26 protein-coding genes and 1 tRNA gene are annotated in these 25,705 nt (G+C 69.8%); 13 read left to right on the top strand and 14 right to left on the bottom strand.

The genetic code is table 11. From position 1 onward, the window contains the following. The first annotated feature begins 78 nt into the window (after positions 1-78). Complete coding sequence (locus ACX1DX_RS08120) at positions 79-2,904, top strand: cation-translocating P-type ATPase (protein ID WP_459396196.1); 2,826 nt, start codon at positions 79-81, stop codon at positions 2,902-2,904. On the opposite strand, the gene ACX1DX_RS08115 is transcribed toward ACX1DX_RS08120, so the two are convergent. From ACX1DX_RS08115 to ACX1DX_RS08105, 3 genes are read right to left on the bottom strand one after another with little or no spacing between them, the layout of a single operon-like run. Further along, complete coding sequence (locus tag ACX1DX_RS08115; protein WP_459396195.1) at positions 2,882-3,907, bottom strand: Gfo/Idh/MocA family protein; 1,026 nt, start codon at positions 3,905-3,907, stop codon at positions 2,882-2,884. The genes ACX1DX_RS08120 and ACX1DX_RS08115 overlap by 23 nt on opposite strands. An 8-nt stretch (positions 3,908-3,915) precedes the next feature. Then, the gene (locus ACX1DX_RS08110; RefSeq protein ID WP_459396194.1) at positions 3,916-5,415 is read right to left on the bottom strand and encodes an amidohydrolase; all 1,500 of its coding nucleotides are present in this window, start codon (positions 5,413-5,415) and stop codon (positions 3,916-3,918) included. 43 nt (positions 5,416-5,458) lie between these two features. Continuing rightward, on the bottom strand, positions 5,459-5,878 hold the full coding sequence (locus tag ACX1DX_RS08105) for a glutaredoxin domain-containing protein (RefSeq protein ID WP_182764052.1): 420 nt from the start codon (positions 5,876-5,878) through the stop codon (positions 5,459-5,461). A 93-nt stretch (positions 5,879-5,971) separates the two neighbouring features. On the opposite strand from ACX1DX_RS08105, the gene ACX1DX_RS08100 reads away from it, so the two are divergent. Next, complete coding sequence (locus ACX1DX_RS08100) at positions 5,972-7,099, top strand: leucine-rich repeat domain-containing protein (protein WP_459396193.1); 1,128 nt, start codon at positions 5,972-5,974, stop codon at positions 7,097-7,099. Positions 7,100-7,182: 83 nt separating this feature from the next. Here the strand turns inward: ACX1DX_RS08100 and ACX1DX_RS08095 are convergent, their stop codons facing one another. Beyond that, positions 7,183-9,072, bottom strand: coding sequence for a phosphoenolpyruvate carboxykinase (GTP) (locus ACX1DX_RS08095; RefSeq protein ID WP_182764050.1), 1,890 nt, complete (start codon positions 9,070-9,072; stop codon positions 7,183-7,185). A 122-nt stretch (positions 9,073-9,194) separates the two neighbouring features. Between ACX1DX_RS08095 and ACX1DX_RS08090 the strand changes: the two genes are divergently transcribed. Both ACX1DX_RS08090 and ACX1DX_RS08085 read left to right on the top strand, forming a co-directional pair. Next, the gene (locus ACX1DX_RS08090) at positions 9,195-9,827 is read left to right on the top strand and encodes a hypothetical protein (protein WP_182764049.1); all 633 of its coding nucleotides are present in this window, start codon (positions 9,195-9,197) and stop codon (positions 9,825-9,827) included. Further along, on the top strand, positions 9,827-10,474 hold the full coding sequence (locus ACX1DX_RS08085) for a hypothetical protein (RefSeq protein ID WP_182764048.1): 648 nt from the start codon (positions 9,827-9,829) through the stop codon (positions 10,472-10,474). The genes ACX1DX_RS08090 and ACX1DX_RS08085 overlap by 1 nt, the downstream gene beginning before the upstream one ends. 95 nt (positions 10,475-10,569) lie before the next feature. On the opposite strand, the gene ACX1DX_RS08080 is transcribed toward ACX1DX_RS08085, so the two are convergent. The 3 genes from ACX1DX_RS08080 to ACX1DX_RS08070 form a co-directional block, all read right to left on the bottom strand. Beyond that, positions 10,570-10,646: transfer RNA gene (locus ACX1DX_RS08080), tRNA-Pro, on the bottom strand. Between the two features lie 80 nt (positions 10,647-10,726). After that, on the bottom strand, positions 10,727-11,641 hold the full coding sequence (locus tag ACX1DX_RS08075; RefSeq protein WP_459396192.1) for a metallophosphoesterase: 915 nt from the start codon (positions 11,639-11,641) through the stop codon (positions 10,727-10,729). After that, positions 11,641-14,076, bottom strand: coding sequence for a transglycosylase domain-containing protein (locus tag ACX1DX_RS08070; RefSeq protein ID WP_459396191.1), 2,436 nt, complete (start codon positions 14,074-14,076; stop codon positions 11,641-11,643). The genes ACX1DX_RS08075 and ACX1DX_RS08070 overlap by 1 nt, the downstream gene beginning before the upstream one ends. A gap of 153 nt (positions 14,077-14,229) precedes the next feature. Here ACX1DX_RS08070 and ACX1DX_RS08065 point away from each other — a divergent pair, with 153 nt between their 5' ends. After that, positions 14,230-14,535 (top strand): WhiB family transcriptional regulator, encoded by a 306-nt coding sequence (locus tag ACX1DX_RS08065; protein WP_209455118.1) that lies wholly within the window; start codon positions 14,230-14,232, stop codon positions 14,533-14,535. Positions 14,536-14,592: 57 nt separating this feature from the next. On the opposite strand, the gene ACX1DX_RS08060 is transcribed toward ACX1DX_RS08065, so the two are convergent. The 7 genes from ACX1DX_RS08060 to ACX1DX_RS08030 form a co-directional block, all read right to left on the bottom strand. Beyond that, the gene (locus ACX1DX_RS08060; protein WP_459396190.1) at positions 14,593-15,228 is read right to left on the bottom strand and encodes an NUDIX hydrolase; all 636 of its coding nucleotides are present in this window, start codon (positions 15,226-15,228) and stop codon (positions 14,593-14,595) included. Beyond that, the gene (locus ACX1DX_RS08055; protein WP_459396189.1) at positions 15,225-15,821 is read right to left on the bottom strand and encodes a TlpA family protein disulfide reductase; all 597 of its coding nucleotides are present in this window, start codon (positions 15,819-15,821) and stop codon (positions 15,225-15,227) included. The genes ACX1DX_RS08060 and ACX1DX_RS08055 overlap by 4 nt, the downstream gene beginning before the upstream one ends. A 61-nt stretch (positions 15,822-15,882) precedes the next feature. Then, the gene (gene nth / locus ACX1DX_RS08050; protein ID WP_459396188.1) at positions 15,883-16,554 is read right to left on the bottom strand and encodes an endonuclease III; all 672 of its coding nucleotides are present in this window, start codon (positions 16,552-16,554) and stop codon (positions 15,883-15,885) included. A 1-nt stretch (position 16,555) separates the two neighbouring features. Further along, the gene (locus ACX1DX_RS08045; protein WP_459396187.1) at positions 16,556-17,011 is read right to left on the bottom strand and encodes a RidA family protein; all 456 of its coding nucleotides are present in this window, start codon (positions 17,009-17,011) and stop codon (positions 16,556-16,558) included. Next, complete coding sequence (gene sp36, locus ACX1DX_RS08040; protein WP_182764042.1) at positions 17,011-17,172, bottom strand: Sp36 family protein; 162 nt, start codon at positions 17,170-17,172, stop codon at positions 17,011-17,013. The genes ACX1DX_RS08045 and sp36 overlap by 1 nt, the downstream gene beginning before the upstream one ends. Before the next feature lie 13 nt (positions 17,173-17,185). Beyond that, complete coding sequence (locus tag ACX1DX_RS08035) at positions 17,186-17,680, bottom strand: phage holin family protein (protein WP_182764041.1); 495 nt, start codon at positions 17,678-17,680, stop codon at positions 17,186-17,188. A 41-nt stretch (positions 17,681-17,721) separates the two neighbouring features. After that, a complete protein-coding gene (locus ACX1DX_RS08030; protein ID WP_459396186.1) occupies positions 17,722-18,462 on the bottom strand; it encodes a class I SAM-dependent methyltransferase in 741 nt (246 codons plus the stop codon). 145 nt (positions 18,463-18,607) lie between these two features. Here ACX1DX_RS08030 and ssd point away from each other — a divergent pair, with 145 nt between their 5' ends. From ssd to ACX1DX_RS07990, 8 genes are all read left to right on the top strand, one after another. Continuing rightward, positions 18,608-19,612: a septum site-determining protein Ssd gene (gene ssd / locus ACX1DX_RS08025; RefSeq protein ID WP_459396185.1), complete on the top strand. Its 1,005-nt coding sequence runs from the start codon at positions 18,608-18,610 to the stop codon at positions 19,610-19,612. Continuing rightward, on the top strand, positions 19,605-20,750 hold the full coding sequence (locus tag ACX1DX_RS08020; protein WP_182764038.1) for a TadA family conjugal transfer-associated ATPase: 1,146 nt from the start codon (positions 19,605-19,607) through the stop codon (positions 20,748-20,750). The genes ssd and ACX1DX_RS08020 overlap by 8 nt, the downstream gene beginning before the upstream one ends. Next, positions 20,744-21,532 (top strand): type II secretion system F family protein, encoded by a 789-nt coding sequence (locus tag ACX1DX_RS08015; RefSeq protein ID WP_459396184.1) that lies wholly within the window; start codon positions 20,744-20,746, stop codon positions 21,530-21,532. Before ACX1DX_RS08020 ends, ACX1DX_RS08015 begins: the two co-directional genes overlap by 7 nt. Then, positions 21,529-22,263 carry a type II secretion system F family protein gene (locus ACX1DX_RS08010; protein WP_459396183.1) on the top strand — a complete coding sequence of 245 codons (735 nt, stop codon included), beginning with the start codon at positions 21,529-21,531 and terminating at the stop codon, positions 22,261-22,263. Before ACX1DX_RS08015 ends, ACX1DX_RS08010 begins: the two co-directional genes overlap by 4 nt. Before the next feature lie 54 nt (positions 22,264-22,317). Then, entirely contained in the window at positions 22,318-24,618 is a 2,301-nt protein-coding gene (gene sftH, locus ACX1DX_RS08005) for a DNA 3'-5' helicase SftH (RefSeq protein ID WP_459396182.1), read from the top strand. A gap of 103 nt (positions 24,619-24,721) precedes the next feature. Then, positions 24,722-24,964: a DUF4244 domain-containing protein gene (locus ACX1DX_RS08000; RefSeq protein ID WP_459396181.1), complete on the top strand. Its 243-nt coding sequence runs from the start codon at positions 24,722-24,724 to the stop codon at positions 24,962-24,964. A gap of 35 nt (positions 24,965-24,999) precedes the next feature. Then, a complete protein-coding gene (locus tag ACX1DX_RS07995; protein WP_182765189.1) occupies positions 25,000-25,320 on the top strand; it encodes a TadE family type IV pilus minor pilin in 321 nt (106 codons plus the stop codon). Beyond that, positions 25,317-25,676, top strand: coding sequence for an Rv3654c family TadE-like protein (locus tag ACX1DX_RS07990; protein WP_182764032.1), 360 nt, complete (start codon positions 25,317-25,319; stop codon positions 25,674-25,676). Before ACX1DX_RS07995 ends, ACX1DX_RS07990 begins: the two co-directional genes overlap by 4 nt. The last annotated feature ends 29 nt before the right edge of the window (positions 25,677-25,705 follow it).

Raw genomic sequence — 25,705 nt, 5'->3', positions numbered from 1 at the left:
GACGCTCAGGGACCAACGTCGGGCCTTGCCCGCAAGGCGTAGCGTGGATGACACAACATCATCCGTGGAGGCGAAAGCATGTCGGCACCGGCGTACACCAGGGCTGCGCAGGACGTGGCAACAGAGGTCTCGGTCGACCCCCAGCAGGGCCTGAGCGCCCAGGAGGCCAGGGAGAGGCTCGAGAAGCACGGGCCCAACGAGCTCCGGGGCGCCGTCCGGGACCCCGCCTGGAAGCGGTTCCTCCAGCAGTTCACAGACCCGCTGGTCTACCTCCTGCTGGCCGCCATCGTCATCTCGATCGTGGCGTGGTTCGCCGAAGGCGCCACGGGGGTGCCGATCGACGCCCTCGTCATCGCGCTGATCGTCGTGGCCAACGCCGTGCTCGGCTTCGTGCAGGAGAACAAGGCCGAGGACGCCGTCGCGGCGCTGTCCGACATGACGGCCACGCACGCGACGGTGCTGCGCGACGGCAAGCTCACCGACGTGGCCTCCGCCGACATCGTGCCCGGCGACGTCCTGGTGCTCTCCGAGGGCGACGCGGTGGGCGCCGACGCGCGGCTGTTCACATCGTCGTCCCTGCGGGTGCAGGAGGCCTCGCTGACCGGCGAATCCGAGGCGGTGGAGAAGAACACCGAGACCCTCGACGGGGAGGCTCCGCTCGGTGACCGCCGCAACATGGTCTACAAGGGCACCGCCGTGGCCCGTGGAGTGGGCCGCGCGGTGGTCACCGGCACCGGCATGGACACCGAGATGGGCCGCATCGCCACCCTGCTCGACGAGACCGAGGACGAGCCCTCGCCGCTGCAGCAGGAGATCGCCGGCATCTCCAAGATGCTCGGCCTGCTGGTGATCATCATCGCCGTGGTGGTGATGGCCGCCGTCGCGCTGGTCAACGGCGTCTCCAACCTCAGCGAGGGCGTCGAGATCCTGCTGATGGGCGTCTCGCTGGCGGTGGCCGCCGTGCCCGAGGGGCTGCCGGCCATCCTGTCCCTGGTGCTCGCCATCGGCGTGCAGGTGCTGGCGCGCCGCAACGCGGTGATGAAGGACCTCCACTCCGTCGAAACCCTCGGCTCCGTGTCCGTGATCTGCTCGGACAAGACCGGCACGCTCACCAGGAATGAAATGACCCTGCGCGAGGTGGTCACCGCCTCCGGTCGCGTGAAGCTGGGCGGCACCGGCTACGCCCCCGAGGGCGACGTGGAGGTCGACGGCGGTGACGAGGCCGCCGCGGAGGCCCGCCGCCTGCTCGCCTCCGGCGTGCTCGCCAACAACGCGCAGCTCGATCAGGACGAGGACGGCACCTGGAGCATCCAGGGCGATCCCACCGAGGCCGCGTTCCTGGTGGCCCAGCACAAGCTCGACGGCGTGGCCGAGCGCGTCGGCTGGTTCGAGCGCGACGCGGAGGCGCCCTTCGATTCCGAGCGCAAGATGATGTCGGTCCTCGGCCACCGCGAGGAGCACAAGCGCGTCTTTTCCAAGGGCGCGCCCGACGTGCTGCTGGAGCGTTGCGTCAAGGAGCAGGTGGGCCGCGGCCAGCGCCCGCTCACCGACGAGCGCCGCGACGAGCTCTCCCGCACCGTCGTGGAGCTGAGCGAGCAGGGCTACCGCACGCTGGGTGTGGCCTGGCGGCCCGCCGACGACGAGGACCCGGACACGTTCGACGAGAGCGCGGAGCGCGATCTCGTGTGGGTGGGCGTGGTGGGCATCATCGACCCGCCCCGCGACGAAGCCGCCGAGGCCATCACGCAGGCGCACCGGGCGGGCATCAAGACCGTCATGATCACCGGCGACCATCCCGTCACCGCGGCCCGCATCGCGCAGGATCTGGGGATCACGGAGGGGGACCCCTCGATACGTTCCCTCGTTCCTCGGGAACACTCGGGGACCGGAGGGGCTGTCACCGGGCGGGAGCTGGAGGGCCTCTCCGACGAGGAGCTCACCGAGGTTGTGCGCCGCACGAACGTCTACGCCCGGGTCTCGCCCGAGCACAAGCTGCGCATCGTCGACGCGCTGCAGGCAGACAGGCAGATCGTCTCGATGACCGGCGACGGCGTCAACGACGCCCCGGCGCTGAAGTCCGCAGACATCGGCATCGCGATGGGCATCACCGGCACCGAGGTGACCAAGGAAGCCGGGGAGATGATCCTCGGCGACGACAACTACTCCACCATCGTTGCCGCGGTGCGGCAGGGCCGCGTGATCTTCGACAACATCAAGAAGTTCATCCGCTACCTGCTCAGCTCCAACATGGGCGAGGTGGCCACCGTGTTCCTCGGCGTCGTGCTGGGTTCGGTCATCGGCCTGGCGGATCCGGGCAACCCCGGCGCCACCGTCGTGCCGCTGCTGGCCACGCAGATCCTGTGGATCAACCTCGTCACGGATTCCGGCCCGGCTCTCGCCATGGGTGTGGACCCGGAGATCGACAACGTGATGGACCGCAAACCGCGCGCCTATGACGACCGGATCATCGACCGGCACATGTGGACCCGCATCATCGGCATCGGCCTGGTGATGGGCGTGATCAGCCTGCTGATCTACGACCTGACGCTCCCCGGCGGGCTCGTCGGCGGATTGGAGCATCTCGCGCCGGCCGACGAGCAGCTCGCCGTCGCCCGCACCACGGTGTTCACCGCGCTGGTGATGATGCAGCTGTTCAACGCGCTGAACTCCCGCTCCGACATGGGCAGCGCCTTCAGCCACCTGTTCACCAACGCGTGGCTGTGGGTGTCGCTGCTCGGGGCCGCTCTGGCGCAGGTCGCCGTCGTGCAGGTGCCGTTCCTGCAGCACGCGTTCGGCACCACGTCGCTCGACCTGGCCCACTGGGCGGTGGCCGTGGGCGCAGGCGTCGCTGTCCTGGTCTACGAGGAGATCGTCAAGGTCATCAGGCGCGCGGCAGCGAGGTGATCAGCGCCTCCATCGTGTCCATCACCGCGAGGGACTCGTCCCACGGCATCCACTCGGATTCGACGCGGCCCTCGGCCACCATGGTGGCGAAATGGGCGGCCTCGTAGGCCAGCCCCTCGTGCTCGAGCAGCGTGGGCTGCTCGCTCAGCTGGGTCTCGCCGTCGACGGTGCGCAGGGTGAACCGCTGCGGGCCGTAGAAGAAGGTGGGCACGTCGACGGTGGCCTTCGTGCCCGCAATGAAGGCGCGGGTGGGCGTGAGCGCCTTGCATGTGGTGTTGATGAGCGCGTTCGCGTTCGGGCTAGCCTCGAAGCCGTCGAAGACGGCGGAGATCTGCCGGTCGACGCCGGTGAAGGCCCGCGTGCCGAGCGACAGCGCACGGCCCGGGGAGCCGAGCGCGAAGTGCATGAAGGAGACGGGGTAGACGCCGAGATCGAGCATCGCGCCGCCGGCTTTGGAAGGGTCGAACAGCCGCGACTCCGGGTCGTCGGCGAACCACTGGCCGTGGTCGGCGAAGACGGTCTCGATCTCGCCGAGCGCGCCGTCGGCCAACAGCTGGCGGATGACATCCATGTGGGGGATGAACCGCGTCCACATGGCTTCCATCACGGCGACGCCGGCGTCGCGGGCTGTGTCCATGAGCTCGCGGGCCTGGGCTGCGGTCTCGGTGAAGGCCTTCTCCACCAGCACGTGCTTGCCTGCCTCGATGGCCAGCTTCGCGTTGGCCAGGTGCTCGCTGTGGGGCGTGGCGACGTAGACGATGTCGACATCAGGGTCTGCTACCAGGGCCTCGTAGGTGTCGTGCGCGCAGGGCGCCTGGAACCGGGCCGCGAACTCGTCGGCCCTGCTCTGGGTTCTGGAGCCGACGGCGGTCAGCCGCTGCTGCGTGTGCGTGTGCGCGGCGTCGAAGAACCGTTCGGCGATCCAGCCGGTGCCCAGCACCCCCCAGCGCAGCGGGGGAGCGGTCATTGGGTCCGGGACACGGGAAGTGGGCAGCGTGATCATGGGCCCCATTATGGCTGGGAGGTGAGGGCCCCGTCGCAGATGGTGGCGACGACCTCCATGGCACGCAGGGCAGCGGCAGTGGCAACAGGCGACCCATGGTCCGCCAGCGGATCCGTGCGGAGGAGCACCACGTCGCCCGGACCGCCGACGCTGATGCGCCGGCCGTCGACGGACGCGGCAAGGGCCTCGCGCGCGGTCAGCGACTCCTCCGGCTGCACCGCCGGCCGGTCGTCGCCGCTGCGGTGCACCGCGGCGGCGATGCCGAGCCACGGATCCGGCGGCGACACCGGCGCGTCGGAACCCAATGCGAGAGTGGCGCCGGCATCGAGCAATGACTTCACCAGGAACGTCCGGTCCGCGCGGTCGCCCCACCAGCGCTCGGACATGTCCCGGTCGTCGACGAGGTGGTGCGGCTGCATGCTGGCCGTCAACCCCAATCGCGAGAATCGCGGCACGTCCTCGCGGCGCAGCAACTGCGCGTGCTCGATCGAGCCGGCCGCGCCGGTGGCCTCGAAGGCGTCGAGGGCCGCCTGGTTCGCGCGGTCGCCGATGGCGTGCACGGCCAGGGCCAGGCCGGCGGCGCGGGCCCGTCCGAGGAGCCCCTCCAACTCGTCGCCCGCCACGTTGACCACCCCGCAGGCGTGGGGGTCGTCGGCGGCCAGGCCCAGGTACGGCTCGCAGCACCACGCAGTACGCGTGCCCAGCGACCCGTCGGTGATGATCTTCAACGGTCCCATCGTGATCAATCCGTCGCCACCAGGCAGCGTGTCGCCGGTCCGCCAGCCGGCTGCGAGGACCTCGTCCAGTTGCGGAGGATAGACGCCGGCGCGCACGCGCAGCCGGCGGATCCCGGCGGCCACGCGGCGGGGCCAGTGGCGGAAGGCGTCGGCGAACTCCAGGTCCACGATGCCCACCAGCCCGCGCGACGCCAGGTACCCGACGGCGGCGCCCTCCTCCTCAACGGTTGCGGCCTGCTCCGGCATCGCCGTCAGCCGGGCCAGCGTGGCGAACCATTCGTTCTCCTTCATGGGGTCCGGGCGGGCTGCGACCCCCAGGCGCTCCAGTGCAGCCGAGTTCAGCCAGCCGTTGTGCGCGTCGCCGGAGATCAGTACGACGGGCTGGGATCCGGACACCGCGTCCAGTTCCGCGACGGTGCCCACGCGTTCCCACGCCGCGGACCGGTAGCCGAACCCCACCGCGATGCGGTCGTCGTCGCGACGCATCTCCAGGGCCTGCGCCACCCTGGCGCAGACCTCCTCCGGGCCCGCGGTGCCGGCGAGGCCGATCCACGTGGTGGAGCGGGCCCACTGGCCGAAGTGCACGTGCTTGTCCCACAGCCCGGGGATCAGCCAGCAGCCCGAGGCGTCGACGACCTCCTCGCCCCGGACGGGCAGATCCGGCCCCACCTCGGTGACCACGCCGTCGCGGATCCGCACGTCGACGGCCCGCTCGCCCTCCCCGTCGAGACCGACTACCAGACCACCACTCACCAGCACAGAACCGCTCACCCATGCACCGTCTCACTCAAGAGAATGCGTTGTCAACGGCGGTTCAGAGGGCCTCGCGAACCGTCCTCGGATCAGGGTTGACCAGCACCTCGCCGTCGACCACGACGGTGGGGACGGTCTCATCACCGTTGTTGACGCTGCGGACGAATGCCGCCGCGTCCGGGTCCTGCCAGATGTTGATCCACGTGACCTTCTTCGCATCGCTCCCGAGGCCGCCCCGGAGTCTCTGGCAGAAGATGCAGCCTGGCCGCCAGTAGGCCACGACGCGGCGCTGCTCGGCGGGCAGCGCCATGACGTCGGCGTGCCGCTTGGTGCGGCCGCCGGAGAACGGGCTCATCCACCAGGCGAGGAGAATCACGCACACCGCCAGCAGTGCGCTGACGGCGGTCACCTTCCAGCCCTCGATGGAGAAGGCGAACGCCAGACCGGCGATGAGGACGATGAGCCACGTGAACCGCTGCATGGCCCCAGGTTAGGCGAGGTCGCGCCCGGCCGAGGCGGCGGCTCTGTCAGGGTCGCCCTCAGCGCCGATGACGGCACGGTGATGGGGGCAATGATGAGTTCTTGGTTCAAGCTCCTTCTCGCGGCAGTGCTGGTGGTCGTGCCGGCACTCCTCGGGCCAGCCGGGCCTGCGCATGCAGAGGTCGATGTTTACACCACCGAGGGCATCCACGTGGTCAACGGGCGGGAATGGCGCACCGCTTGCGAACCGTATTCCCGGACCACCCGGTGCCGCACGGAGATCAAGGCCACCGTGATCACCTACGCGCACCTCGACGACGGTGCGAAGCGCACGTTCACGCGCACTACAGGCTGGGCCTTCAACAACCTCACCTACCTCCCCGCATCACGGAAGCTCTGGGGCTCCAACCCGCTCGCCAACCCGGGCAACTGGACGGCCGCGGACGGCCGCGTCGTCACCCAGACCGCGGGGGAGCGTGCCGCCGGCGTCTACGGCTGGCAGGACCAGTGGGTCTTCAACAACATCGTCCGCTTCACCGACGACCGCACGGTGGCTGAGGTGCCGATCGGGATCCCCACCGTCACCGCGTCGCCCGAGCCGACCCAGCCCGTGGACGAGGTCACCTTCGCTGACCGCTCCCTGACCAACTGCGTCCGGGCGCAGACGGGGCACGACCGGATCCTGCGCTCGGAGGTGGAGGGGCTGATCACCCTGAAATGCGCCACGGCCAACGGATATACCGTCCAGGACCTCGGAGGCATCGAGGTGGCCAGGGATCTCGCGGAACTCGACATCCAGGGACGGCGCTACACCGCCGGGGCCCTCTCGTTGGATCCCCTGACCTCGCTGTCGACGTTGACGAGCCTCAATCTGTACCAGGTCCCGCTGGCCGACCTGTCCGACCTGAACGCGCTCCGCGGGCTCGAGCATCTACTCATCGGCGGCCCCGACGCCCCGGTGACCGGCTTGAAGGCCTCCGACGTGACCGACCTCGATCGCCTTGAGACGTTCATGGCCATGAACGCGGGCCTGACCGGCGCCTCGTTCGTCACGGAGCTGCCGCTGCTGGTGGCAATCAATCTGGACGACAACGAGATCACCGACGTCTCCCCGTTCGCGGCTCTGGAGAACCTGACGTTCCTGTCCCTGAAGAACAACCCGGTCACCGACTGGTCGCCGCTGGACCAGAAGGTGGCAGACGGGCTCGAGATCGTCCGCTGATCCCCCGCACGACGATCGCCGGCACCGCCCGAACGGGGCGATGCCGGCGATCGTTGCTCAGCGGGCAGGTCGGTGCAGGTTCATCACCACATCGAGCTGGGCGCGCGCCCGACGGCGACCTCCAGGTGACGCAGTTCGTCGACCAGTTCGCGCGGGAGACGCCAGCCGAAGCTGTCGAACCAGCGTCCGATGCGCGGGACCTCGTCGTGCCATTCCTGCGGGCGGTAGCTGATCACGGCCTCCAGGTCCTCGTCGGAGATGTCGAGTCCGTCGACGTCGAGCGACTCCTTCGTGGGGACGAAGCCGGTGGGGGTCTCCACGGCGTCGGCCTTGCCGTCGACGCGCTCGGCGATCCACTTCAGCACGCGGGAGTTCTCGCCGAACCCGGGCCACATGAAGCGGCCGTCCCCGTCGCGGCGGAACCAGTTGACATAGAACACCTTCGGCAGCTTGGCCTCGTCGGCCTTCTTGCCGATGTTGATCCAGTGCTGCACGTAATCGGCCACGTGGTAGCCGATGAACGGCAGCATCGCCATGGGGTCGCGGCGCAGCACGCCGACCGCACCCTTCGCCGCAGCGGTGGTCTCCGAGGAACAGGTGGCGCCCATGAAGACGCCGTGCTTCCAGTTGCGCGACTGCGTCACCAGCGGGATGGTGTTCTCCCGACGGCCGCCGAAGACGATCGCGTCGATCGGCACACCCTGCGGGTTGTGGTAGTCGTCCGCCAGGATGGGGCACTGCTCAATAGGCGTGCAGAAGCGGCTGTTGGGGTGCGCCGCCTTCTCGTCCTTGCGGCCACCCTCCGGACCGGTCGAGCCGCTCCAGGGGCGACCCTTCCAGTCAGTGATGTTCTCGGGCTTGTCCTTGGTCATGCCCTCCCACCACACGTCGCCGTCGGCGGTGAGGCCGACGTTGGTGAAGATCGAGTTGCCCTTGGCGATGGTGCGCATCGCGTTGGGGTTGGTCTCGTAGCTGGTGCCGGGAGCCACGCCGAAGAAGCCGGTCTCCGGGTTGGTGGCGTACAGCCGGCCGTCCTCACCGAAGCGGAGCCAGGCGATGTCGTCGCCCAGGGTCTCGACCTTCCAGCCGGGGACCGTCGGTTCGAGCATGGCCAGGTTGGTCTTGCCACAGGCCGACGGGAACGCGGCCGCGATGTGGTACTTGCGTCCCTCGGGGGAGATGAGCCGCAGGATCAGCATGTGCTCGGCCATCCAGCCCTCGTCGCGCGCCATGACGGAGGCGATGCGCAGCGAGTAGCACTTCTTGCCCAGCAGCGAGTTGCCGCCGTAGCCGGAGCCGTAGGACCAGATCATCCGCTCGTCGGGGAAGTGGATGATGTACTTGGTCTCCGAGCAGGGCCATGGCACGTCCTGCTCGCCCTCCTCGAGGGGCAGGCCAACCGAGTGAAGGCAGGGGACGAAGTCGGCCTGGGTGTCCGTCATCGCCTTGAGCGGCTCGGCGCCCATCCGGGTCATGATCCGCATCGACAACGCCACGTAGGCGGAGTCGGAGACCTCAACGCCGAACTTCGGGTCATCGGCCTCGATGTGGCCCATGCAGAACGGGATGACGTACAGGGTGCGCCCGCGCATGCAGCCGTCGTAGAGGCCCTTCATCACGCGCTTCATCTCGGCCGGGGCCATCCAGTTGTTGGTGGGACCGGCGTTGCGCTCGTCCTCGGAGCAGATGAACGTCTGGTCCTCAACGCGGGCCACGTCGTCCGGGTCCGTGCGAGCGTAGATCGAGTTGGGTAGCTTCTCGTCGTTGAGGCGGATGACAGTGCCCGCCTCTTCGAGGACGCGGACCAGATGGTCGTACTCCGCGTCGGAACCATCGCAGTAATGGATGGCGTCGGGCTGGCACAGCTCGACAACTTCATCGAGCCATGCCACCAGCTTCGGGTGGGTGGGTGCCTCGCCCGTGGCGGGGAGGTCCGCTCGTGTTTTCCGGTGAACTTGGGTGGCGGTTGTCATGGGACCCCTTCGTTGCGGTGGAATCACGCATCTCCGTTGAGCGCTTCCATTTCCACCATAGCCAGACATTTTCATCCATTGCTACTTGATGGGACTTTGTCTCACGCTGCTACAGTGCTGGGGTGCGAACGGCAGTTATCCTGACGGGCGTGCTCGCGTGTGCAGCTGCACTGGGCGGGTGTTCCCCCGAACCGGCCGCGCCGTCCCCCACGGCGCCGGCGGTTGACATGACCACGCCCGGCGCCACTGAACCACCGCCCACGGCGGAGACGGAGATCGTGGCGTCGGAGTCAGCTTCGCCCAGTGAATCCGCGTCGGCCAGCGAGTCCGCCCCGCCTCCCACCGCAGAGTCGACGACCAGCCTGTCCCCGGTCGAACAGCCCCCGCAGGAGGGCGGCCCCTGGACGAAGCTGGACCTGACGCTGCGCTCGGGTGCCGACATCATCAAGGCCACCGAACTGCCGGAGTCGCTGCGCGCGTTCCTCACCAGCCGCGTCGGCGTCGAGGACGAGACCGGTTGCGTCACCGAGGAGGTCATCCTCCACGGCATTCACTCCGACGGCTTCGCCTATGGCACTGAGGAGTCGAACTGCGCGGGCGGCGAAGTGGTGTGGGGCATCACCGACAACCAGTGGCACTACATCGTTCAGTTCGGCGACCCCGTGCCCTGCGCGGACCTCGCCTACAACGGCATCCCCGCAGGCGCCCCGGGCCTGCGTTGTCTGGGCGACGACGGTTCGGCCCGGGACTTCTGATGAGGGCCACCTGGTTCGCGGCCCCGGCCGCGGCGCTGCTGCTGTTGCCCGCGTGCGCCCCGGATTCCATGGTGTCGTCGGCCGTGTCGGCCAGGCAGTTGGCCCCGTCGTTCGGTGTCCCCAAGGATGCCGCCGATGAAGAGCTCCCGGAGGAGGTCGTTGCCGCGGAGAAGCAGGCCGAGGCCGCCGCCGAGGTGGACGAGGTCATGTCGAGGGCGGCTGCGCGCTCCAGCGAGCTCACCTCGATGCAGTCGGCTGGGGCGGGTCCGGACTTCCAACCCACCAACGGGTGGGAGGACCGCCACATCCACAATGTCGCCTACTCGCAGCTCCACCTGCTTGAGGAGGCGTCACCGGCGTTCCGCGACTACGCGGAGAACGCGATGACGTCCGCCGGTACGGACGGCTGCACCGTGCTGGGCCTCAGCGTGATGAGCAAGCACCAGGACGGCTTCATCCTCGGCACGATCAGCACGGACTGTGGTGGTGGCCAGGCGATCTGGGGAGAGGACGGCGAGACGCGCCAGTGGCATCTCCTGACGGTGCTCCAGGCGACGCCGGACTGCGCGGAGCTCACCGGGTTGGAACTGCCCACCGGAGTGGGCCTCGTCTGCAACGACGATCAGGGCAAGCTCGCAGTCTACTGAGCCGCTCCGCGGGCCGCGGCGGACCACCAGCCCCGGGAACCATAAAAGCCTGAACCCAGAGGGTTCAGGCTAGTCCGATGTCCTGAGACATCACATGGTCGGGGTGACAGGATTTGAACCTGCGGCCTCGTCGTCCCGAACGACGCGCGCTACCAAGCTGCGCCACACCCCGATGGCTCTTTGAGCCAAGGAACAGATTAGCGCACGGCGGGCCCGGGTGCGAATTCACGGTTGCCCACGGGACCGCGAGCGTCAGTCCGTATCCGGCCGGGGAACCAGAGTGAGCAGCGTCACCTCTGGGCGGCATGCGAACCGGTACGGCGCGAAGGGGGAGGTGCCCAATCCCGCGGACACGTGGAGGTGCGCGGTGTGGCCCGCGGAGGTGTGGGTGGACAGGCCCTTGACGCGGGCCGTGTCGAGGTCGCAGTTGGTGATCAGCGCGCCGTAGCCCGGCACGCAGACCTGGCCGCCGTGGGTGTGGCCGGCGAAGATCAGGTCCATGCCGTCCGCGGTCATGGCGTCCAGCAGCCTCAGGTACGGCGCGTGGGTCACGCCGATGTTGAGCGCTGCGCCCGGCTCCGGCGGCCCGCCGACGGCGGGGTAGTCGTCGCGGCGCAGGTGGGCGTCGTCCGTGCCCCGGAAGGCCAGCCGATGCCCCGCGACCTCCAGCACGGCGCGGCCCTGGGTGAGGTTCACCCAGCCCAGCTCCTCGAGACGGTCGGCGAGCTCGGCTGTGGGTAGCGGGCGAGGCTCCGGCTGCTTGTGGCCGTTCGACGACCCGTGTGTGAGGTACCTCAGCGGGTTGCGGAACTGTGGCGCGAAGTAGTCATTGGACCCGAAGACGAACACGCCGGGGATGCCGCGCAGGGGCTCCAGCGACGCCATCAGGGCAGGGATGGCCCTGGCTTGAGAGATGTTGTCGCCGGTGCTGACCACGAGGTCCGGCTCCAGCCCAGCCAGGGCGGCGATGAACTCCTGCTTCCCGCGCTGGGAGTCCATGAGATGGAAGTCCGACACGTGAAGCACGCGGAGCTCTGTGGAGCTCTTCGGCAGCACGTCGAGTTGCACCCGGCGCACGGTGTACAGGCTCCGTTCGACGAGGCCCCAGCCGAAGCAGGCGGCGCCCAGGCCGGCCAGGCCGCCGAGGGTCTTGGTGGCGGCGCGCATCAGTCGCCGTCGTCCCCGCCCTGGCCCGGAGGGCCACCCGGCTGCTGGCCGGGAGGTGCTGCCGGAGGAGCGGCGGGCGCAGCGGGGGCAGCGGGGGCCGTCGCCGCGGGCTCAGTGACCACGGGCTTCGGCGCAGGCTTCGGCGCGGGTTCCGGACCGGCTGAGACCCGCAGCGTGATGGTGGAGAACTTCACGGCCTGGTCAGAGGGCGTGATGCCGAGGAAGGCGCCCTTGCGGCGGCTCGAGTACTCCCGCTGGGTGCGGGTGGTGAAGCCGGCCGCCTCGATGGTCTCCTTGGCCTCGTTGTAGCCCATGCCCTTCACGTCGGGCACCGGCACCAGCTGGCCCTCGAGGATGGTCTTGGTGGGTTCGGTGAACTTCGTCTTGGGCTTGTCCGCGAGCGCCGAGGTCATGGCGGCCTTCCAGATCTGGCCCGCGTCGCCGCCACCGGATCCCTCCAGGTACGTGCCGCTGGCGGGCATGGTGCCCTTGACCGTCTGCGTGTTGGTCTTCCACCACGGGTTAGCGGTGTCGACGCCGATCATGGCGACGCCCGCCATCTCCGGGGTGTAGCCGGCGTACCAGACCGCCTTGTTCTCGTTGGTGGTACCGGTCTTGCCAGCCTCGTCGCGACCGTCGCGCAGCGCCGCCCGGCGACCGGTGCCGTTCATGGCCACGCCCTGGAGCAGGTAGTTGACGCCGTCGGCGATCTCCGGCCGGATGACCTGTTCACAGTTGGCCGAGGGCACCTCGAGCTTCTTGCCCTCCTTGGTCGTGACCGACTGCAGGATGATGGGGGTGCAGTGGATGCCGCGGTTGGCGAACGTGGCGTAGGCCTCGGCCATGGACAGCGGCGTGATGTAGGCGGTGCCCAGCGTGAACGACGGGAACGAGGCCTGGGAGCTCATGGGGTCACCGTTGGCGAGCTTCACGCCCACCTTCTCGGCCATCGTGGTGGTGTTACAGATCCCCACCGCCTGGATGAGCTGCGTGAAGTACGTGTTGACCGACGACTCGGCTGCCTTGCGCATGTCGATGGTGCCGTAGCCCCTGTCGTAGTTGCTGACCGGACGGTCCGCACGGGTCGTGAACGGACCCTCACAGTTGGTGAAGGTCTCGCCGTCGATCTCGAGTTCCTTGGGGGCGTCGTACTTCTGGTCCGGAGTCATGCCCAGGTCCAGCGCGGCCGCCATGGTGAAGGCCTTGAATGTGGAGCCCGCCTGGAAGCCTTCGATGCCGCCCATGGAGCCTTCGACGTTGATGTTCTTGAACGTCTCGCCCACGGCCTCGTCCGGTCCCATCTTGGGGCGTGACTGAGCCATCGCCACGATCAGGCCGGTGCTGGGCTGCACCAGCACGGAGGAGCCCCACACTGGGTCGAGCGGCGCGATCAGGGAGGCGACAGCCGCCTCAGCGGCGAGCTGGGCCTCGGCGTCGATCAGCGTGTGGATGGTGAGCCCACCGCGGTTGAGCATGTTGCGGCGCTCTTCCTCCGTCTCGCCCATGCTCGGCATCGTCATCAGCGTGCGCTGCACGTAGTCACACAGGAAAGGGAACTGGGAGGCGACGCAGCCGTTGGGGAGGCGCTTGATCTTCGACGGATCGAACGTCGTCTCCTTGGCGGCTGCGGCCTCCGCCTTGGTGACGAGCTTGAGCTCGGCCATGCGGTTCAGCACGGTGTCGCGCCGGTTGATGGCGCGCTGCGTGTACTTGGTGGGGTTGGTCTGCACGGGGTTCTGGACCAGGCCGGCCAACATCGCCGACTGCGCCAGGTCCAGGTCCTTGGCTGAGACCTGGAAGTAGTGCTGGGCCGCGGCCTCCACGCCGTAGGCGCCGTCGCCGTAGTAGGCGATGTTGAGGTAGCGCTCGAGGATCTCGTCCTTGGCGAGCTTCTCCTCGACGGCCATGGCGTAGCGCATCTCGACGATCTTGCGCTCGAGGGACACCTCGGTGGCCTTGCGGACACCTTCCTGGTCGTTGTTCATCGACGCGGTCTCGACGCGCACGAGCTTCACGTACTGCTGGGTCAGCGTCGACGCGCCCTGGGTGTCGCCGGTCAGCGTCTTCACGGCCGCACGGCCGAAGCCCTGGAAGTCGATAGCGCCGTGCTCGTAGAAGCGGTGGTCCTCGATGGCGATCTGCGCCTGCTGCATGAACAGCGAGATGTCCTCGAGCGGCACGTAGATGCGGTTCTCGTCGAAGAACGTGGCCAACACCTTGCCGTCGCCCATCAGGACGCGCGATCGCTCGGACTGCGGCGGGGTCTCGAACTCGGCCGGCAACTGCTCCAGCGATTCGGCAGCCATCTTCACGCCGTTGCCGGCGAGAGCGGTCATCGGCACGGCCAGCCCTGCGAGCAGGAGGCCCGACAGGAGTGATACCGCGAAGAACATCAGGAGGGAATAGCCCTTCTGGCCCAGGGAGGCAGACTTCATACGGCGCATTCTACGTGAGAGGGTCCAAAACCCCTTTGTCAGACGTTTCAATGGCCGCTGGCATGGGCGGTAACCCGAACCCCCCTGTTGCAAACGCCATGACATGCGCTACGGTCGATGCACAGGACGAAACTGCGCAAGGGAGGGCAGCTGATGTCGCTCGCCGAGGTTAGTGAATGGACGCTCCAGGCCAAATGCCGGGACATGGCGGACGCACTCTTTCCAGAAGGTAAAGATCAGAAACGGGCTCGTTCAGTCTGCGTCGGATGCCCGGTCCGATCTGAGTGTCTCGCGGAGGCGCTCGACAACCGGATTGAATGGGGTGTCTGGGGGGGAATGACCGAACGTGAGCGTCGAGCACTGCTGAGACAGCGACCCGACATCGACTCGTGGTTCGACGTGCTCGTCAACTACACCAACGGCACGGGCTTCACGGTCGTGCCGGTGGACCACCTCTGAAGCACTAGAGAGAGGCGGCGGGTGGATCACTCCACCCGCCGCTTCCACACCCATCAGTCAGTCCCGCAGGAAACGCGAGGGCACGTCTGCCACCCGGCCCCGGTCCCACGGAAGTGCCCATCCGGCCAGGTCCAGAACCCAGTCAACGAGGTGCCCGGTGAGGCCCCAGATGAACTGGTCGCCCACCACGAACGACGGGCCCATGAACCCGCTGGGGTGGCGTCCCATCACGCGTGTCTCCGGGGCCGCCAGTTCCGAAACCCGGTAGTGGTGCACCTCAGCCACCTCGCGTGGGTCCACGACGCTGAGCTCGTCCCCACCCGGCCACGCGCCCACCACGGTGGTGACGTCGTAGCGCGATGCCGGCACCCACAGCGCCGGCAATTGTCCTAACACCGTGACCTGCGTGGGGTCGAGTCCGATCTCCTCGCGCGCCTCCCTGAGCGCGGTGTCCGCACGGTCGACGTCCGTGTCGTCGACGGCGCCCCCCGGCAGTGCGATCTGCCCGGCGTGCCGGCGCATGGTGGTGGCCCGGGTGATGAAGGTCAGCGACGGGTCGCCGTCGTCCGTGAACAGGGCCAGAACGGCTGCTGAGCGTTCGCCGCGCGGCGTGCGGTCGATCCCGATGTGGCGGGCCTCCTGGGGTTGCGCCAGCGCGCCGCGGAGGCGGCCGAAGACGCGCTCGATGCTCATGAGACCCCCAGGTACCGGGCGGCCAGGTCCTGCAACTGTTTGGTGGATTCGATGGGCCCGGCGTGGACCCCGGCGATCTTCCCGTCGGCGTCGATGAAGTATGTCGACGGGATGCCAGGGATCTTGAGAGGCACCTGCAGCGTCTTGTCCTGGTCCGTCACGTGGGGGTAGAACCAGCCGACGAGGCCGGCGAACTCGATGGCCCAATCGGGGAGGGGGTCGTTGTAGTCGACTCCGAGGAAGGCGACGCCGTCGAGTTCGGCAAGGCCCTCACGAAGGAAGGGCGCCTCCTCGCGGCAGGGGCCGCACCACTGGGCCCACACGTTGATGATGGTGGGCGTGCGCTCCAGGCCGGCCAGGTTGACGGTCTTGTCGCTGCCCAGGCAGGTCAGTTGGGTGTGGGGGAGCCCGCCGTCGACCTGCCCGGCGGCCGGATCCGTGTCCGGGCAGTCAGGCAGCCCGTACTCGACGCGCAGCGCCGCGAGATCCGGCGGCGGCGTGGCGGGCGCGGTGGGGGTGGTGCTCTGGCCGGGCGTGCACGCGGCGAGCAACAGAGCCGCGCCGAGCGCGGCGATGGCAGACCTGATCCTCATCGTGCTGCGAGATTACCCCACGGCGGCAGGGCCTCAGCCCGTCGCCGCCAACGGTGCGACGTCAGTTCCTCGGCTCGCGGATGAGCCTGGCGGCCTTGGCCGGATCCTGTTCGCCGATGTCGCGGCTGGGGCACCATTCGGCGACGGGGCAGGCTCCGCAGGCCGGGCGCCGGGCGTGGCAACACCGTCGACCGTGCCAGATGACGCGGTGACAGAGCATCACCCATTCCTCCGGAGGGAACAGGGCCCCGACCGAGCGCTCCACAACGTCCGGCTTGGTGTTGTCCACCCAGCCGAAGCGGTTGGCCAGGCGGATGAGGTGGGTGTCGGGGGTGACACCGGGCACGCCGAACGCGTTGCCCAGCACCACATTGGCGGTCTTGCGCCCCACTCCCGGCAGCGAGACGAGTTCCTCGAGTGTGCCCGGCACCTCGCCGTCGAATTCATCGACGATGCGCCGGCTCAGCCCGATGATGGCGGTGGTCTTGTTCCGGTAGAACCCGACAGGTCCGATGATGACCTCAACCTCTTCCCTGTCCGCCTCCGCGAGCGCCGTGGCGTCGGGGAAGCGTCGGAAGAGGTCTGCGGTCACCGCGTTGACCCGGCGGTCCGTCGACTGCGCCGACAACACCGTGGCGACGAGCAGCTCGAACGGGGTGCGGAAATCCAGCTCGCACCGAGCGTCGGGGTAGGCCTCGGCGAGCGTCTCGTTGATGATCGCCGGCTGGTCCACCTCAGACCTCGACGACGAGTTCGACCTCCACGGCCGAATCCAGCGGGAGCACCGCCACGCCCACCGCGCTGCGCACGTGGACGCCGGACTCGCCGAAGATGTCACCGAGCAGGTTCGAGGCGCCGTTGGCGACGGCGGGCTGCGCCGTGAAGCCGGGCTCGCTGGCCACGAAGACCACCACCTTCAGCACGCGGCGGATGTTGTCGACACCACCGGCGAGATCTGCGGCGGCCGCCACGGCGTTGAGCGCCGCGGTGCGGGCTGCCGCCGCGGCGTCGTCGGGCGACACCGCGCCCCCCGCCTTGCCGACGGCGACGAGTTCACCGTCGACGAACGGCAGTTGGCCGGAGGTCCAGATCTGGTTGCCCACCCGGGTGGCCGGTACGTAGGCAGCGACGGGAGCGGCTACCGGCGGCAGTTCGATGCCGAGTGCGGTCAGGCGCTCGGAGGCGGGCATCAGGCCTCCTGGATGGGCCGCTTGAAGTAACCGACCAGCGTGTCCGGATTGGGGCCGGGGGCGAGCTGGATCAGTTCCCAGCCATCCGAGCCGAAGTTGTTGAGCAGCTGCTGAGCGACGTGCGACAGGACGGGCGCGACGAAGTATTCCCACTTGATCATGGGAGACAAGGTACTACGGACGGCCGAACGACTTCTCGAGGTCTGCGTCGCGGAATTGGGGGAGGTCCTCGGAGCGGATCACGACGTCGGTGTCCTTCGTGCGGGAGGCGACGGCGTCGACCACCGCGTCGAGCGTCATCCGGGCCTCGGAGATGGTGGCCTCCGGCATTTTCACGTCCCGGAACTTGCCGCGGCCCAGCGTGAACAGGACGGCGGCCACGAGCAGTGAGAACAGGACGCTGACCAGGAAACCCAGCGTGATCGCGGGGAACGGCCCCATGGAGGTGAGTGCGTTGAGAAGCAGGCCGACACCCAGGGCGATCAGGATGACCAGCATCCAGATGGCGTGCAGGGCGAAGACGGCGGCACCGGCGAAGAACCCGGCGCCCACGCCTGCGGCTTTGGCGGCGGGCTTGATCTCGGCGGAGGCGAGCTCGGACGTCTTCGAGACGAACTCGGAGAGCGAGTCCTTGATGTCGACCAACGGGTGGCGGGGCTCAGCGGGCATTGGATGCTCCTTTCGCAGCTCACAGCCTAGTACCGCATAGATCACAGTGGGATGGCCAGGCCGCTATCGGGTAATTCGACGGGGCCGGTCAGTTCCTCGTGGCTGACCCAGGCGCGCCAGCACAGCAGTTGGTAGGGCAGCCGCAGGTTCTCGCCGGGGCGTACCGCCCCGTCGAACAGGTCGACGACCTGGCCGATGAGGGTGTCGAGCTGGCTCTGGTCGAGGTTGCCGGCCAGCGGCTGCCTGCGCACCATGGCGATGAGGTCGTCGCGGCTGACGGCCTGCCAGATCCGGAACGCGCGGCGCTCCACCTCTGGGAAGTACTTGGAGCGGCCCAGGACGTCGAGGCTCTGGTGGCCGTAGTCGCCCTTCATGGCCATGGGGTCGTAGCGGCGCAGCAGCGCCGCGAGGCGCCGCACCCAGGGCACCGAGTCGTCGCGCACGAGGTAGGAGGCGCTAACGCACCCGCCACTGCGCAGCACGCGGGCCAGTTGGGGGAGGGCTTGGTCAAGGTTGTAGCGGTGCAGGCTCTGGTGCGCGAAGACCACTTCGAACTGCAGCGGATCCGTCGGCACCGCCTCCGGCCGCGCCAGCAGCGGCGTGACCCGCGTGAGCTCGGCAAGCCGCACGTGGACGGCGGGGCTGTCGGTCAGCGCGAACAGGGTGTGCCCGGCGGCCGAGAGCCGGCGCGTGAGATGCGTGTCGCCGGCCAGGACCAGCCCGCGCACGTCCTGCCACACGGAGAGCCAGGTGAGGGCCTCGTCGGGCAGGGTGATGCTCATGCCGTCCTTCCGCGTAGCTGATGTGGTGGGGCCAGCCTAGCTGGCGGGTTGTGCGTCACGACGGAGGATGCCGCGCCGGGGAAGGTTATCCACAACGGGGCACATCCGTCGAAATTCGGCCCGCCCGTTGACCACAGTGGTGGGCATGGAACCCTACGTTCTGCTCTGCTCCCGGGACCCGGCCGTCATCGAGGCGGTGGAGGTCTCGGCGGCCGCTTTCGAGGTGCCGCTGCGCGTGGCCCACCACCCTGACGAGGTGCGGTTGGCCTGGCCGGAGGCGGCCCTGCGGCTGGTGTCCACAGAGGTCGCCACGCGCTGGACGGGCGTCGCGCCCGGGCAGGCCCACCTCGTCGGCGACTCGCCGCGGGAGTTGGCGCGCTGCTCCGCCGCGCTCGCGTTGCCGGTGCTGCCGCTGCCTGACCACGGTGGTCACCTGGCGGAGGCCATCTCGACGGCGGTGCGCGCGGACGCGGTGCGGGCCACGGTCGTGGCGCTGGTGGGCGCCTCCGGCGGTCTGGGCGTGAGCACGCTGGCGGCCTCGCTGGCGCTGGTGGCGGCGGCACAGCGGATGCGCGCGGCGTGCGTGGACCTGGCGCAGGCGGGCGGCGGGCTGGACCTCATCGTCGGAGCGGAGATCGTCGACGGCGTGCGGTGGCCAGACCTGAGTCACGCGCGGGGCGAATTGGGAGATCTCATCGGCGGGTTGCCCATGGCCGAGGGGGCAGCGTTCCTGGCGCAGGGCCGGGAGTCGCCCTCCGCGCCACCGGCGGCGGCGGTGGCGGCCGCCGTCGGCTCGCTGGCCCGCTCCGCAGACCTCGTGGTCATCGATGCCGGCCGTGAGGCGCCGCAGGTGGAGCCGGACCGGACGCTGCTCGTCGTCGGCGCGGACGTGAGGTCCGTCGCCTCAGCGCGGATGCTGGTCGAGGGCCGGTCCGTGCAGCCCGCTGCGGTGGTGGTCCGGCGTGGGCCCGGCCGGTCCATCCCCGCGGAGGTCGTCTCGCGCGCGCTGGGCCTTCCCTGCCTGGCGGCCATCCCACACGACAAGGCGGTGGTCCGGTTGGTTGAGCTGGGGCTGTCGCCTGTCAGCACGGCTGCGCGCCGGTACCGCAGAGCGGTTGCGGCCCTGCTGGCGGAGGTGCGCGGTGGCTGAGGTGCAACTCGATGTGCTCCAGACCCGCCTGGCCGGGCTGGGCCGCACCCACACCCCGGTGGACGTGGCGACCGCGCTGCGCGGGATGGGCGTCATCGTGACCGATGCGGTGGTGCACGACGTGCTCGCCCAGCTGCGGCGCAACAGCGTCGGGGCCGGCCCGCTCGACGACCTGCTGGCCGAGCCCGGGGTCTCTGATGTGGTGGTCAACGGCCCCCGCGAGGTGTTCGTGGACCGCGGCCGGGGGTTGGAGCGCGCTGAGGTGCGCTTCGTGGACGACGAACAGGTGCGCAGGCTCGCCATCCGGTTGGCGGCCGCCGCCGGGCGACGACTCGATGACTCGTCGCCCTTCGTCGACGGGCGGCTGCCGGGCGGGGTGCGGCTGCATGCGGTGCTCGCGCCGGTGGCGGCTCCGGGCACCTGCCTGTCGCTGCGGGTGCCGGCCCGCCGGAGCTTCTCGGTGGCAGACCTCGTGGCCGCCGGTTCGTTGCCGCCGGAGGGCGAGCGCCTGCTGCAGGCCGTGGTGGCGGCACGGTTGCCCTTCCTGATCTCCGGTGGCACCGGCACAGGGAAAACCACGCTGCTCTCCGCCCTGCTGGCGTTGGTGCCCGGTGAGGAGCGCCTGGTCGTGGTGGAGGATGCGCGGGAACTGGTGCCGGATCATCCGCACTGTGTGCGGCTCGAGGGCCGGCCGGCGAACGCCGAGGGGACAGGTGCCCTCACGCTCACCACGCTGGTGCGGCAGGCGCTGCGGATGCGCCCGGACCGCGTCGTGCTGGGCGAGGTGCGCGGTGCCGAACTGACGGACCTGCTGACCGCGTTGAACACCGGGCATGAAGGGGGCTGCGGCACGGTGCACGCCAACTCGGTGCAGGACGTGCCCGCCCGGTTGGAAGCCCTCGCGGCACTGGGTGGGCTGGGGCGCGAGGCGTGTCACGCCCAGGTGGCCGCGGCGCTACGGCTGGTGATCCATCTCCGGCGGAGCCGCTCAGGTGCCCGGGCGGTGGATCAGATCGGGCTGTTCAGGCGGGGCGCCGACGGCCGGGTCGAGATCGCGCCGGCGGCGTCCTTCGCCGGGGGACGGGTGCGCTACGAGGGGGAGGCCGGCGCCGAACTGACCAGGCTGGTGGGATGGTGACCGGCGCTGCGCTGGTGGCCGCCCTCTCCGCGGCGGCGCTGATCGGGCCGGCCCCCGGGTTGCGTCGCCTGGCGCCGCGCCGCCGTCGCCTGCCCACGCGGGTGTCGCCGTGGGTGGTGCTCGGGGTGCTCGCCGTGGTCGGGGCGGCGGGGGCGCTGGGGTTCCGGGCGGTCGGCTGGATGGCGGTGGGCGCCATCGCGTTCGGCACCAGCGGCTGGCTGGTGGCGAGCGTGCGGCGTCGACGCAGCGCCTCCCGGCGGGCCGGCGAGTGCGCCGCGGCCGCCCGCGTGTTGAGTTCCCTGCTGCGCTCCGGCCAGATCCCCACCGTGGCGCTTGCCGAGGCGGCTCGGGACTCGCCTGTCCTCGCCCCTGCTGCCGCGGCCGCCGCGTTGGGCTCGGATGTCGGGGCGGAGTTGGAGCGGGTTGCCTCCGTCCCCGGTCAGGGCGGGATGCGGTCCGTCGCCTCCGCGTGGCGGGTGAGCGAGAGGAGTGGGGCCCCGGTGGCGGACGTCCTGTCGTCGGTGTCAGAGAATCTGCGGCGCCAACGGCAACTGCAGGCCGTGATCGAGGCCGAGCTGGCTGCAGCGCGCGCGAGTGGCCACATCATGGCCGCGCTGCCCTTCCTGGCCGTCGGCCTGGGCTTCGCAGCCGGCGCAGACCCACTGGAATTCCTGTTCGGCGGCGTCATCGGTCAGGTGCTGGTGCTCACGGCGGTGACCTTGACGGCCGCCGGGGTGTTGTGGATCGACAAGCTCGCGCAGGGAAGGAGGGAGGTCAGGTGAACCAGTTACTCATGGCCGCCCTGGCTGCGTTCCTGGCGGTGCTGGTGGCGATGCCCGCGCCGGCTGCGGCGCTGGAGCGGCTCCGGGCACGGCCCGAACGGAGGGTCCCTGCGTGGCTGGAGGGCAGGGAGGGGGCCCTGCCGCTGCGTCAACGGGCGCTCCTGGGCCTGGCCATGGGCGCTCTCCTGATGCTGGCCCTCGACGGGATGCTCGCAATGGCGGGTGGCTTGGTGGTCGGTCTGGGGTCGGTGGTGTTGCTGGGGTACCGCGCGCCACGGCCGGACACGGGGGAACTGGCGGCGGAGCTCCCGGACGCCCTGGGGTTCCTCCGCGTCTGCCTGGAAGCGGGCCAACCCATGTCGGCCGCAGTGGAGGCGGTCGCGGACGTGTCACCACCCGCCACGCAGAAGCTGTTACGGGAGGTGGCGGCGCAGCTCGCGCTCGGCCGGGCAGGGCCTGAGGCGTGGGCACGGCTGCGGCAGCACCCGGTCTGGGGGCAGCCGGCGGCGGACATCGCCCGGGCCGAGCGATCCGGGGCGTCCCTCTCCGGCGTGCTCAGGGTGCACGCCGAGGACGCCCGGCAGGACTTCCGTGATCGGTCGCTCAAGGCTGCCCGGACGGTGGGGGTCCGGTCGGTCGTGCCCCTGATGGCGTGCTTCCTGCCCGCCTTCATGCTGGTCGGAGTGGTTCCCATCATCGCCGGGCTGATCCAGAACTTCTTCTCGGGTTGAATCGACACGGCGGTCGATTCAGAAATTGTGGGTGGCGGCTGGCACAGTTGAGGGGTGACGTTTTCCTGGGTGCTGGGCCGCGACGAGGTGACCGCTGTTTCGCAGCGCGACGCCTCCTCTGGCGTGCCCACGGCGTGGCCCAGTTGGCTGCCGGTCAAGGCCGCAGAACAGATCGCCGCAGCGGGCATCGACGCACCCTGGCGGCACCAGGTGGAATTCGCGGACGCCCTGTTCCACGGCGAGCACAGCATCGTGTGCACGCCCACCGGCTCCGGCAAGTCGCTCGGCTACCTCATGCCCATCATCACCGGCGCCGTGCACGGCAAGGTGGGCGTCAGCGTGGATTCGATGCGTGCCCGGCTCACCGGCCCTCGGCACACCGCGCTGTACATCTCGCCCACCAAAGCGCTGGCGCACGACCAGGCCCGGGCGGCGGCGGCACTCGGGCCCCAGACCTGGCGCATCACCCCGCTCGACGGTGACTCGGACGAGGCCGAGCGGCGCTTCGCCAGAGACCACGCCAGCTTCATCCTGACCAATCCGGACATGCTGCACTTCTCCATGCTGCCCAACCACCAGCGGTGGTCGAGGTTCCTGGGCTCGCTGCGCTACATCGTCGTCGACGAGGCCCATCGCTATCAGGGCATCTTCGGGGCGCACGTGGCGCAAGTGCTGCGCAGGTTGCGGCGGATCGCGGCGCAGTACGGGGCAGACCCCGTCGTCGCGCTGTCGTCGGCCACGGCGCCCAACGCCGGGGAGTTCGCGGAGACCCTCATCGGGTCCGGCCCGGTGAAGGTGGTCGACGAGGACTCGTCGCCGTCGGGCCGCCGCACGGTGGCGCTGTGGCGGCCGGAGAAGTCGCTGCGCGACGACACAGCCCGCCTGCTGGCGGGGCTGACGGACGAGGGCAGGCAGGTGATCGCGTTCGTGCCCTCCCGCCAGGGTGCCGAACTGGTCTCCCTGGCTGCGCAGGAGGTGGCGCGCGAGCCCACCAGGGTCGCCTCCTACCGCGGCGGCTACCTGGCCTATGACCGGCGCGAACTCGAGGCAGCCCTGCACAGCGGCGAGCTGCGGGGGTTGGCCTCCACCAATGCGCTGGAACTCGGCGTCGACGTCGCCGGGATGGATGCGGTGCTGGTGTCCGGCTATCCGGGCAAACTCGCGTCTTTCTGGCAGCAGGCGGGCCGCGCGGGGCGCCGCGGCCAGGACGCCCTCGTGGTGCTCCTCGCCCGGGAGAACCCGCTGGACGTCTACCTCCTCGAGCATCCGGAACTGATCTTCGACGCGCCCGTCGAGCGGGCGGTGCTGCACCCCGAGAACCCCCGGGTGCTCGGGCCCCACCTCGCCGCAGCCGCCCAGGAACTGCCGCTGTCAGCAGACGACGAGCGGTGGTTCGGCCCCACCACTTCCATGGTGGCTGACGCGCTGGCGCAGCAGGGGGTGCTGCGCAACCGCGCCGGCCGCTACTTCTGGACGAGGCCGGACCGGGCTGTCGACTTCATCGACCTGCGCGCCATCGGGGAGCGCCCCGTCGACATCATCGAGCGCGACACCGGCCGGGTGGTCGGCGTGGTGGACATGGCGGCCGCAGACCGCACCGTCCACCCCGGCGCGGTGTACCTCCACCAAGGCGAAACGTTCCTCGTCGATGAACTGGACCGCGAGGAGCACCAGGCATTCGTCGTCCAGGGCAGGCCGAGGTACTACACGCAACCGCAGTCGTCGTTCGACATCGAGATCCTCCGCGAGGTGGACCGCAAGCGGCTGGGCGTCACTGAGGTCTGCCGGGGTGACGTGCGGCTGGATTCCCAGGTGCTGGCCTACCTCCGGCGCGACGAGGTGACCCATGAAGTGTGGGACACCACCGCCCTGGAGATGCCGCGGCACCGGATGACCACGCAGGCGGTGTGGTGGACGGTCCCGGCGCACCTCGCCGGCCGCCTGGGCTGGGCTGAACTCCAGATGGGCGCAGCCGCCCACGCCATGGAGCACACCGCCATCGGGCTCCTGCCGGCGTTCGCGCCGTGCGACCGGTGGGACATCGGTGGCGTCAGCACCGCCCTGCACCCGGACACCGGCCTCTGCACGATCTTCGTGCACGACGGAATGACGGGTGGCTCCGGCTTCGCGTACCGGGGCTACGAGGTCATCGGGGAGTGGCTGGCAGCCACCTTCGAGCGCCTCACCCGGTGCGGCTGCGCCGAGGGCTGCCCTGCCTGCGTGGTGTCGCCCAAGTGTGGCAACGCCAACCAGGTGCTGAACAAGCCGGATGCGGCCGAGCTGCTCGGGCTGCTGCTCGACGCGGAGTCTAGGGCGATCACCCGTTGTCCACAGCCCGCGGTGTTGTCCGCCTGACTAATCCACACACGCGGGTTGACGCGGTGATTCAGGGTGCCCTTTTCCGATCAATGGGGGTGAGACCGGCCGAAAGGCGGCCGACCTCGGGAAAGGAACCTCCATGTCCAACCTCGTGCTCCACCCCCAGCGTAGGACACAGCTGCGCCGCCTCACTGAGCGGGGCCTCACCACCGTCGAGTACGCCATCGGCCTGCTCGCCGCCGCCACCGTCGCCATCCTCTTGGTCCGGGTCTTCTCCGACAACGCGTTCTTCCAGGTGCTCTTCGACTGGGTCACCGGCGTCTTCGGCAAGGTGCTGCAGGGCGACTTCAACATCTCCGATCTGCTCAAGGTCGGAGGGTGATCCGAGGAGGGAGGACCCGGCGGGGTGAACAGGGGATGGTCGCCGTCGAGCTCTGCGTCGGGTTGCTGCTCGCCGTGGTCCTCACCGTTGGCCTGGTCGGGGCCTCCCTCCTCGGAGTGGCCCAGGCAACGGCCGCCGAGGCCAGCGCCCAGCTGGCCCGGCAGGCCGCCCGGGGTGACGACGAAGCCTTCGCCGAAGCCAGGGCCCGGGTGCCGAAAGGCGCACGCATAGAGGTGGTCAGGGAGCACCTCGGGGTCCAGGCCAGCGTGACGCTGCCGGTGCCCGTTCTGAGGCTGGGCGTCGTCGACGTCTCGGCCCGGGCCTGGGCCGCCTACGAACCGGGGATCGGGCCGTGAGCCGCCACACCGAGCGCGGTTCGGCAGGGGTGCTGCTGACGATGGGGATGAGCCTGGCACTCCTGGCGTCGTTCACCGTGGCTGGGGTCCTGATCGCGTGGTTCTCGGCGGCCAGGCACGCCGAACAGGCGGCCGAGCTCGCCGCCCTCGCAGCGGTGTCGGCGTCGGTCCAGGGCGCTGACCCCTGCTCCGCGGCGGGCGAGGCTGCGGTCCGCAACGGGGTCTCGGTCGCGGAGTGCGCCGTGCGGGGCGGCGGCCGGCACGTCGTCGTCGAGATCGCGGTCCGTGCCCCCTTGGAGCCGGCCCTGCCTGGTGCGCCACGGACCTTTCTGCGCAGCGCCACCGCGGGAACGTGACCGCCTCCAGCACCGCCTCCGGCGTGCCA

Source organism: Tessaracoccus zhenghani (assembly GCF_054552775.1).
Note: the sequence above shows the minus strand (reverse complement) of the source record. Positions and strands in the feature narration are given on the sequence as shown.

Bases quoted from the DNA above. Each gene is read 5' to 3' on its own strand.
- ACX1DX_RS08120 (WP_459396196.1), top strand. From the start codon at position 79: ATGTCGGCACCGGCGTACACCAGGGCTGCGCAGGACGTGGCAACAGAG.
- ACX1DX_RS08115 (WP_459396195.1), bottom strand. From the start codon at position 3,907: ATGATCACGCTGCCCACTTCCCGTGTCCCGGACCCAATGACCGCTCCC.
- ACX1DX_RS08105 (WP_182764052.1), bottom strand. From the start codon at position 5,878: ATGCAGCGGTTCACGTGGCTCATCGTCCTCATCGCCGGTCTGGCGTTC.
- ACX1DX_RS08100 (WP_459396193.1), top strand. From the start codon at position 5,972: ATGAGTTCTTGGTTCAAGCTCCTTCTCGCGGCAGTGCTGGTGGTCGTG.
- ACX1DX_RS08095 (WP_182764050.1), bottom strand. From the start codon at position 9,072: ATGACAACCGCCACCCAAGTTCACCGGAAAACACGAGCGGACCTCCCC.
- ACX1DX_RS08085 (WP_182764048.1), top strand. From the start codon at position 9,827: ATGAGGGCCACCTGGTTCGCGGCCCCGGCCGCGGCGCTGCTGCTGTTG.
- ACX1DX_RS08075 (WP_459396192.1), bottom strand. From the start codon at position 11,641: ATGCGCGCCGCCACCAAGACCCTCGGCGGCCTGGCCGGCCTGGGCGCC.
- ACX1DX_RS08070 (WP_459396191.1), bottom strand. From the start codon at position 14,076: ATGAAGTCTGCCTCCCTGGGCCAGAAGGGCTATTCCCTCCTGATGTTC.
- ACX1DX_RS08065 (WP_209455118.1), top strand. From the start codon at position 14,230: ATGTCGCTCGCCGAGGTTAGTGAATGGACGCTCCAGGCCAAATGCCGG.
- ACX1DX_RS08060 (WP_459396190.1), bottom strand. From the start codon at position 15,228: ATGAGCATCGAGCGCGTCTTCGGCCGCCTCCGCGGCGCGCTGGCGCAA.
- ACX1DX_RS08055 (WP_459396189.1), bottom strand. From the start codon at position 15,821: ATGAGGATCAGGTCTGCCATCGCCGCGCTCGGCGCGGCTCTGTTGCTC.
- ACX1DX_RS08045 (WP_459396187.1), bottom strand. From the start codon at position 17,011: ATGCCCGCCTCCGAGCGCCTGACCGCACTCGGCATCGAACTGCCGCCG.
- sp36 (WP_182764042.1), bottom strand. From the start codon at position 17,172: ATGATCAAGTGGGAATACTTCGTCGCGCCCGTCCTGTCGCACGTCGCT.
- ACX1DX_RS08035 (WP_182764041.1), bottom strand. From the start codon at position 17,680: ATGCCCGCTGAGCCCCGCCACCCGTTGGTCGACATCAAGGACTCGCTC.
- ACX1DX_RS08030 (WP_459396186.1), bottom strand. From the start codon at position 18,462: ATGAGCATCACCCTGCCCGACGAGGCCCTCACCTGGCTCTCCGTGTGG.
- ssd (WP_459396185.1), top strand. From the start codon at position 18,608: ATGGAACCCTACGTTCTGCTCTGCTCCCGGGACCCGGCCGTCATCGAG.
- ACX1DX_RS08015 (WP_459396184.1), top strand. From the start codon at position 20,744: ATGGTGACCGGCGCTGCGCTGGTGGCCGCCCTCTCCGCGGCGGCGCTG.
- ACX1DX_RS08000 (WP_459396181.1), top strand. From the start codon at position 24,722: ATGTCCAACCTCGTGCTCCACCCCCAGCGTAGGACACAGCTGCGCCGC.
- ACX1DX_RS07995 (WP_182765189.1), top strand. From the start codon at position 25,000: ATGGTCGCCGTCGAGCTCTGCGTCGGGTTGCTGCTCGCCGTGGTCCTC.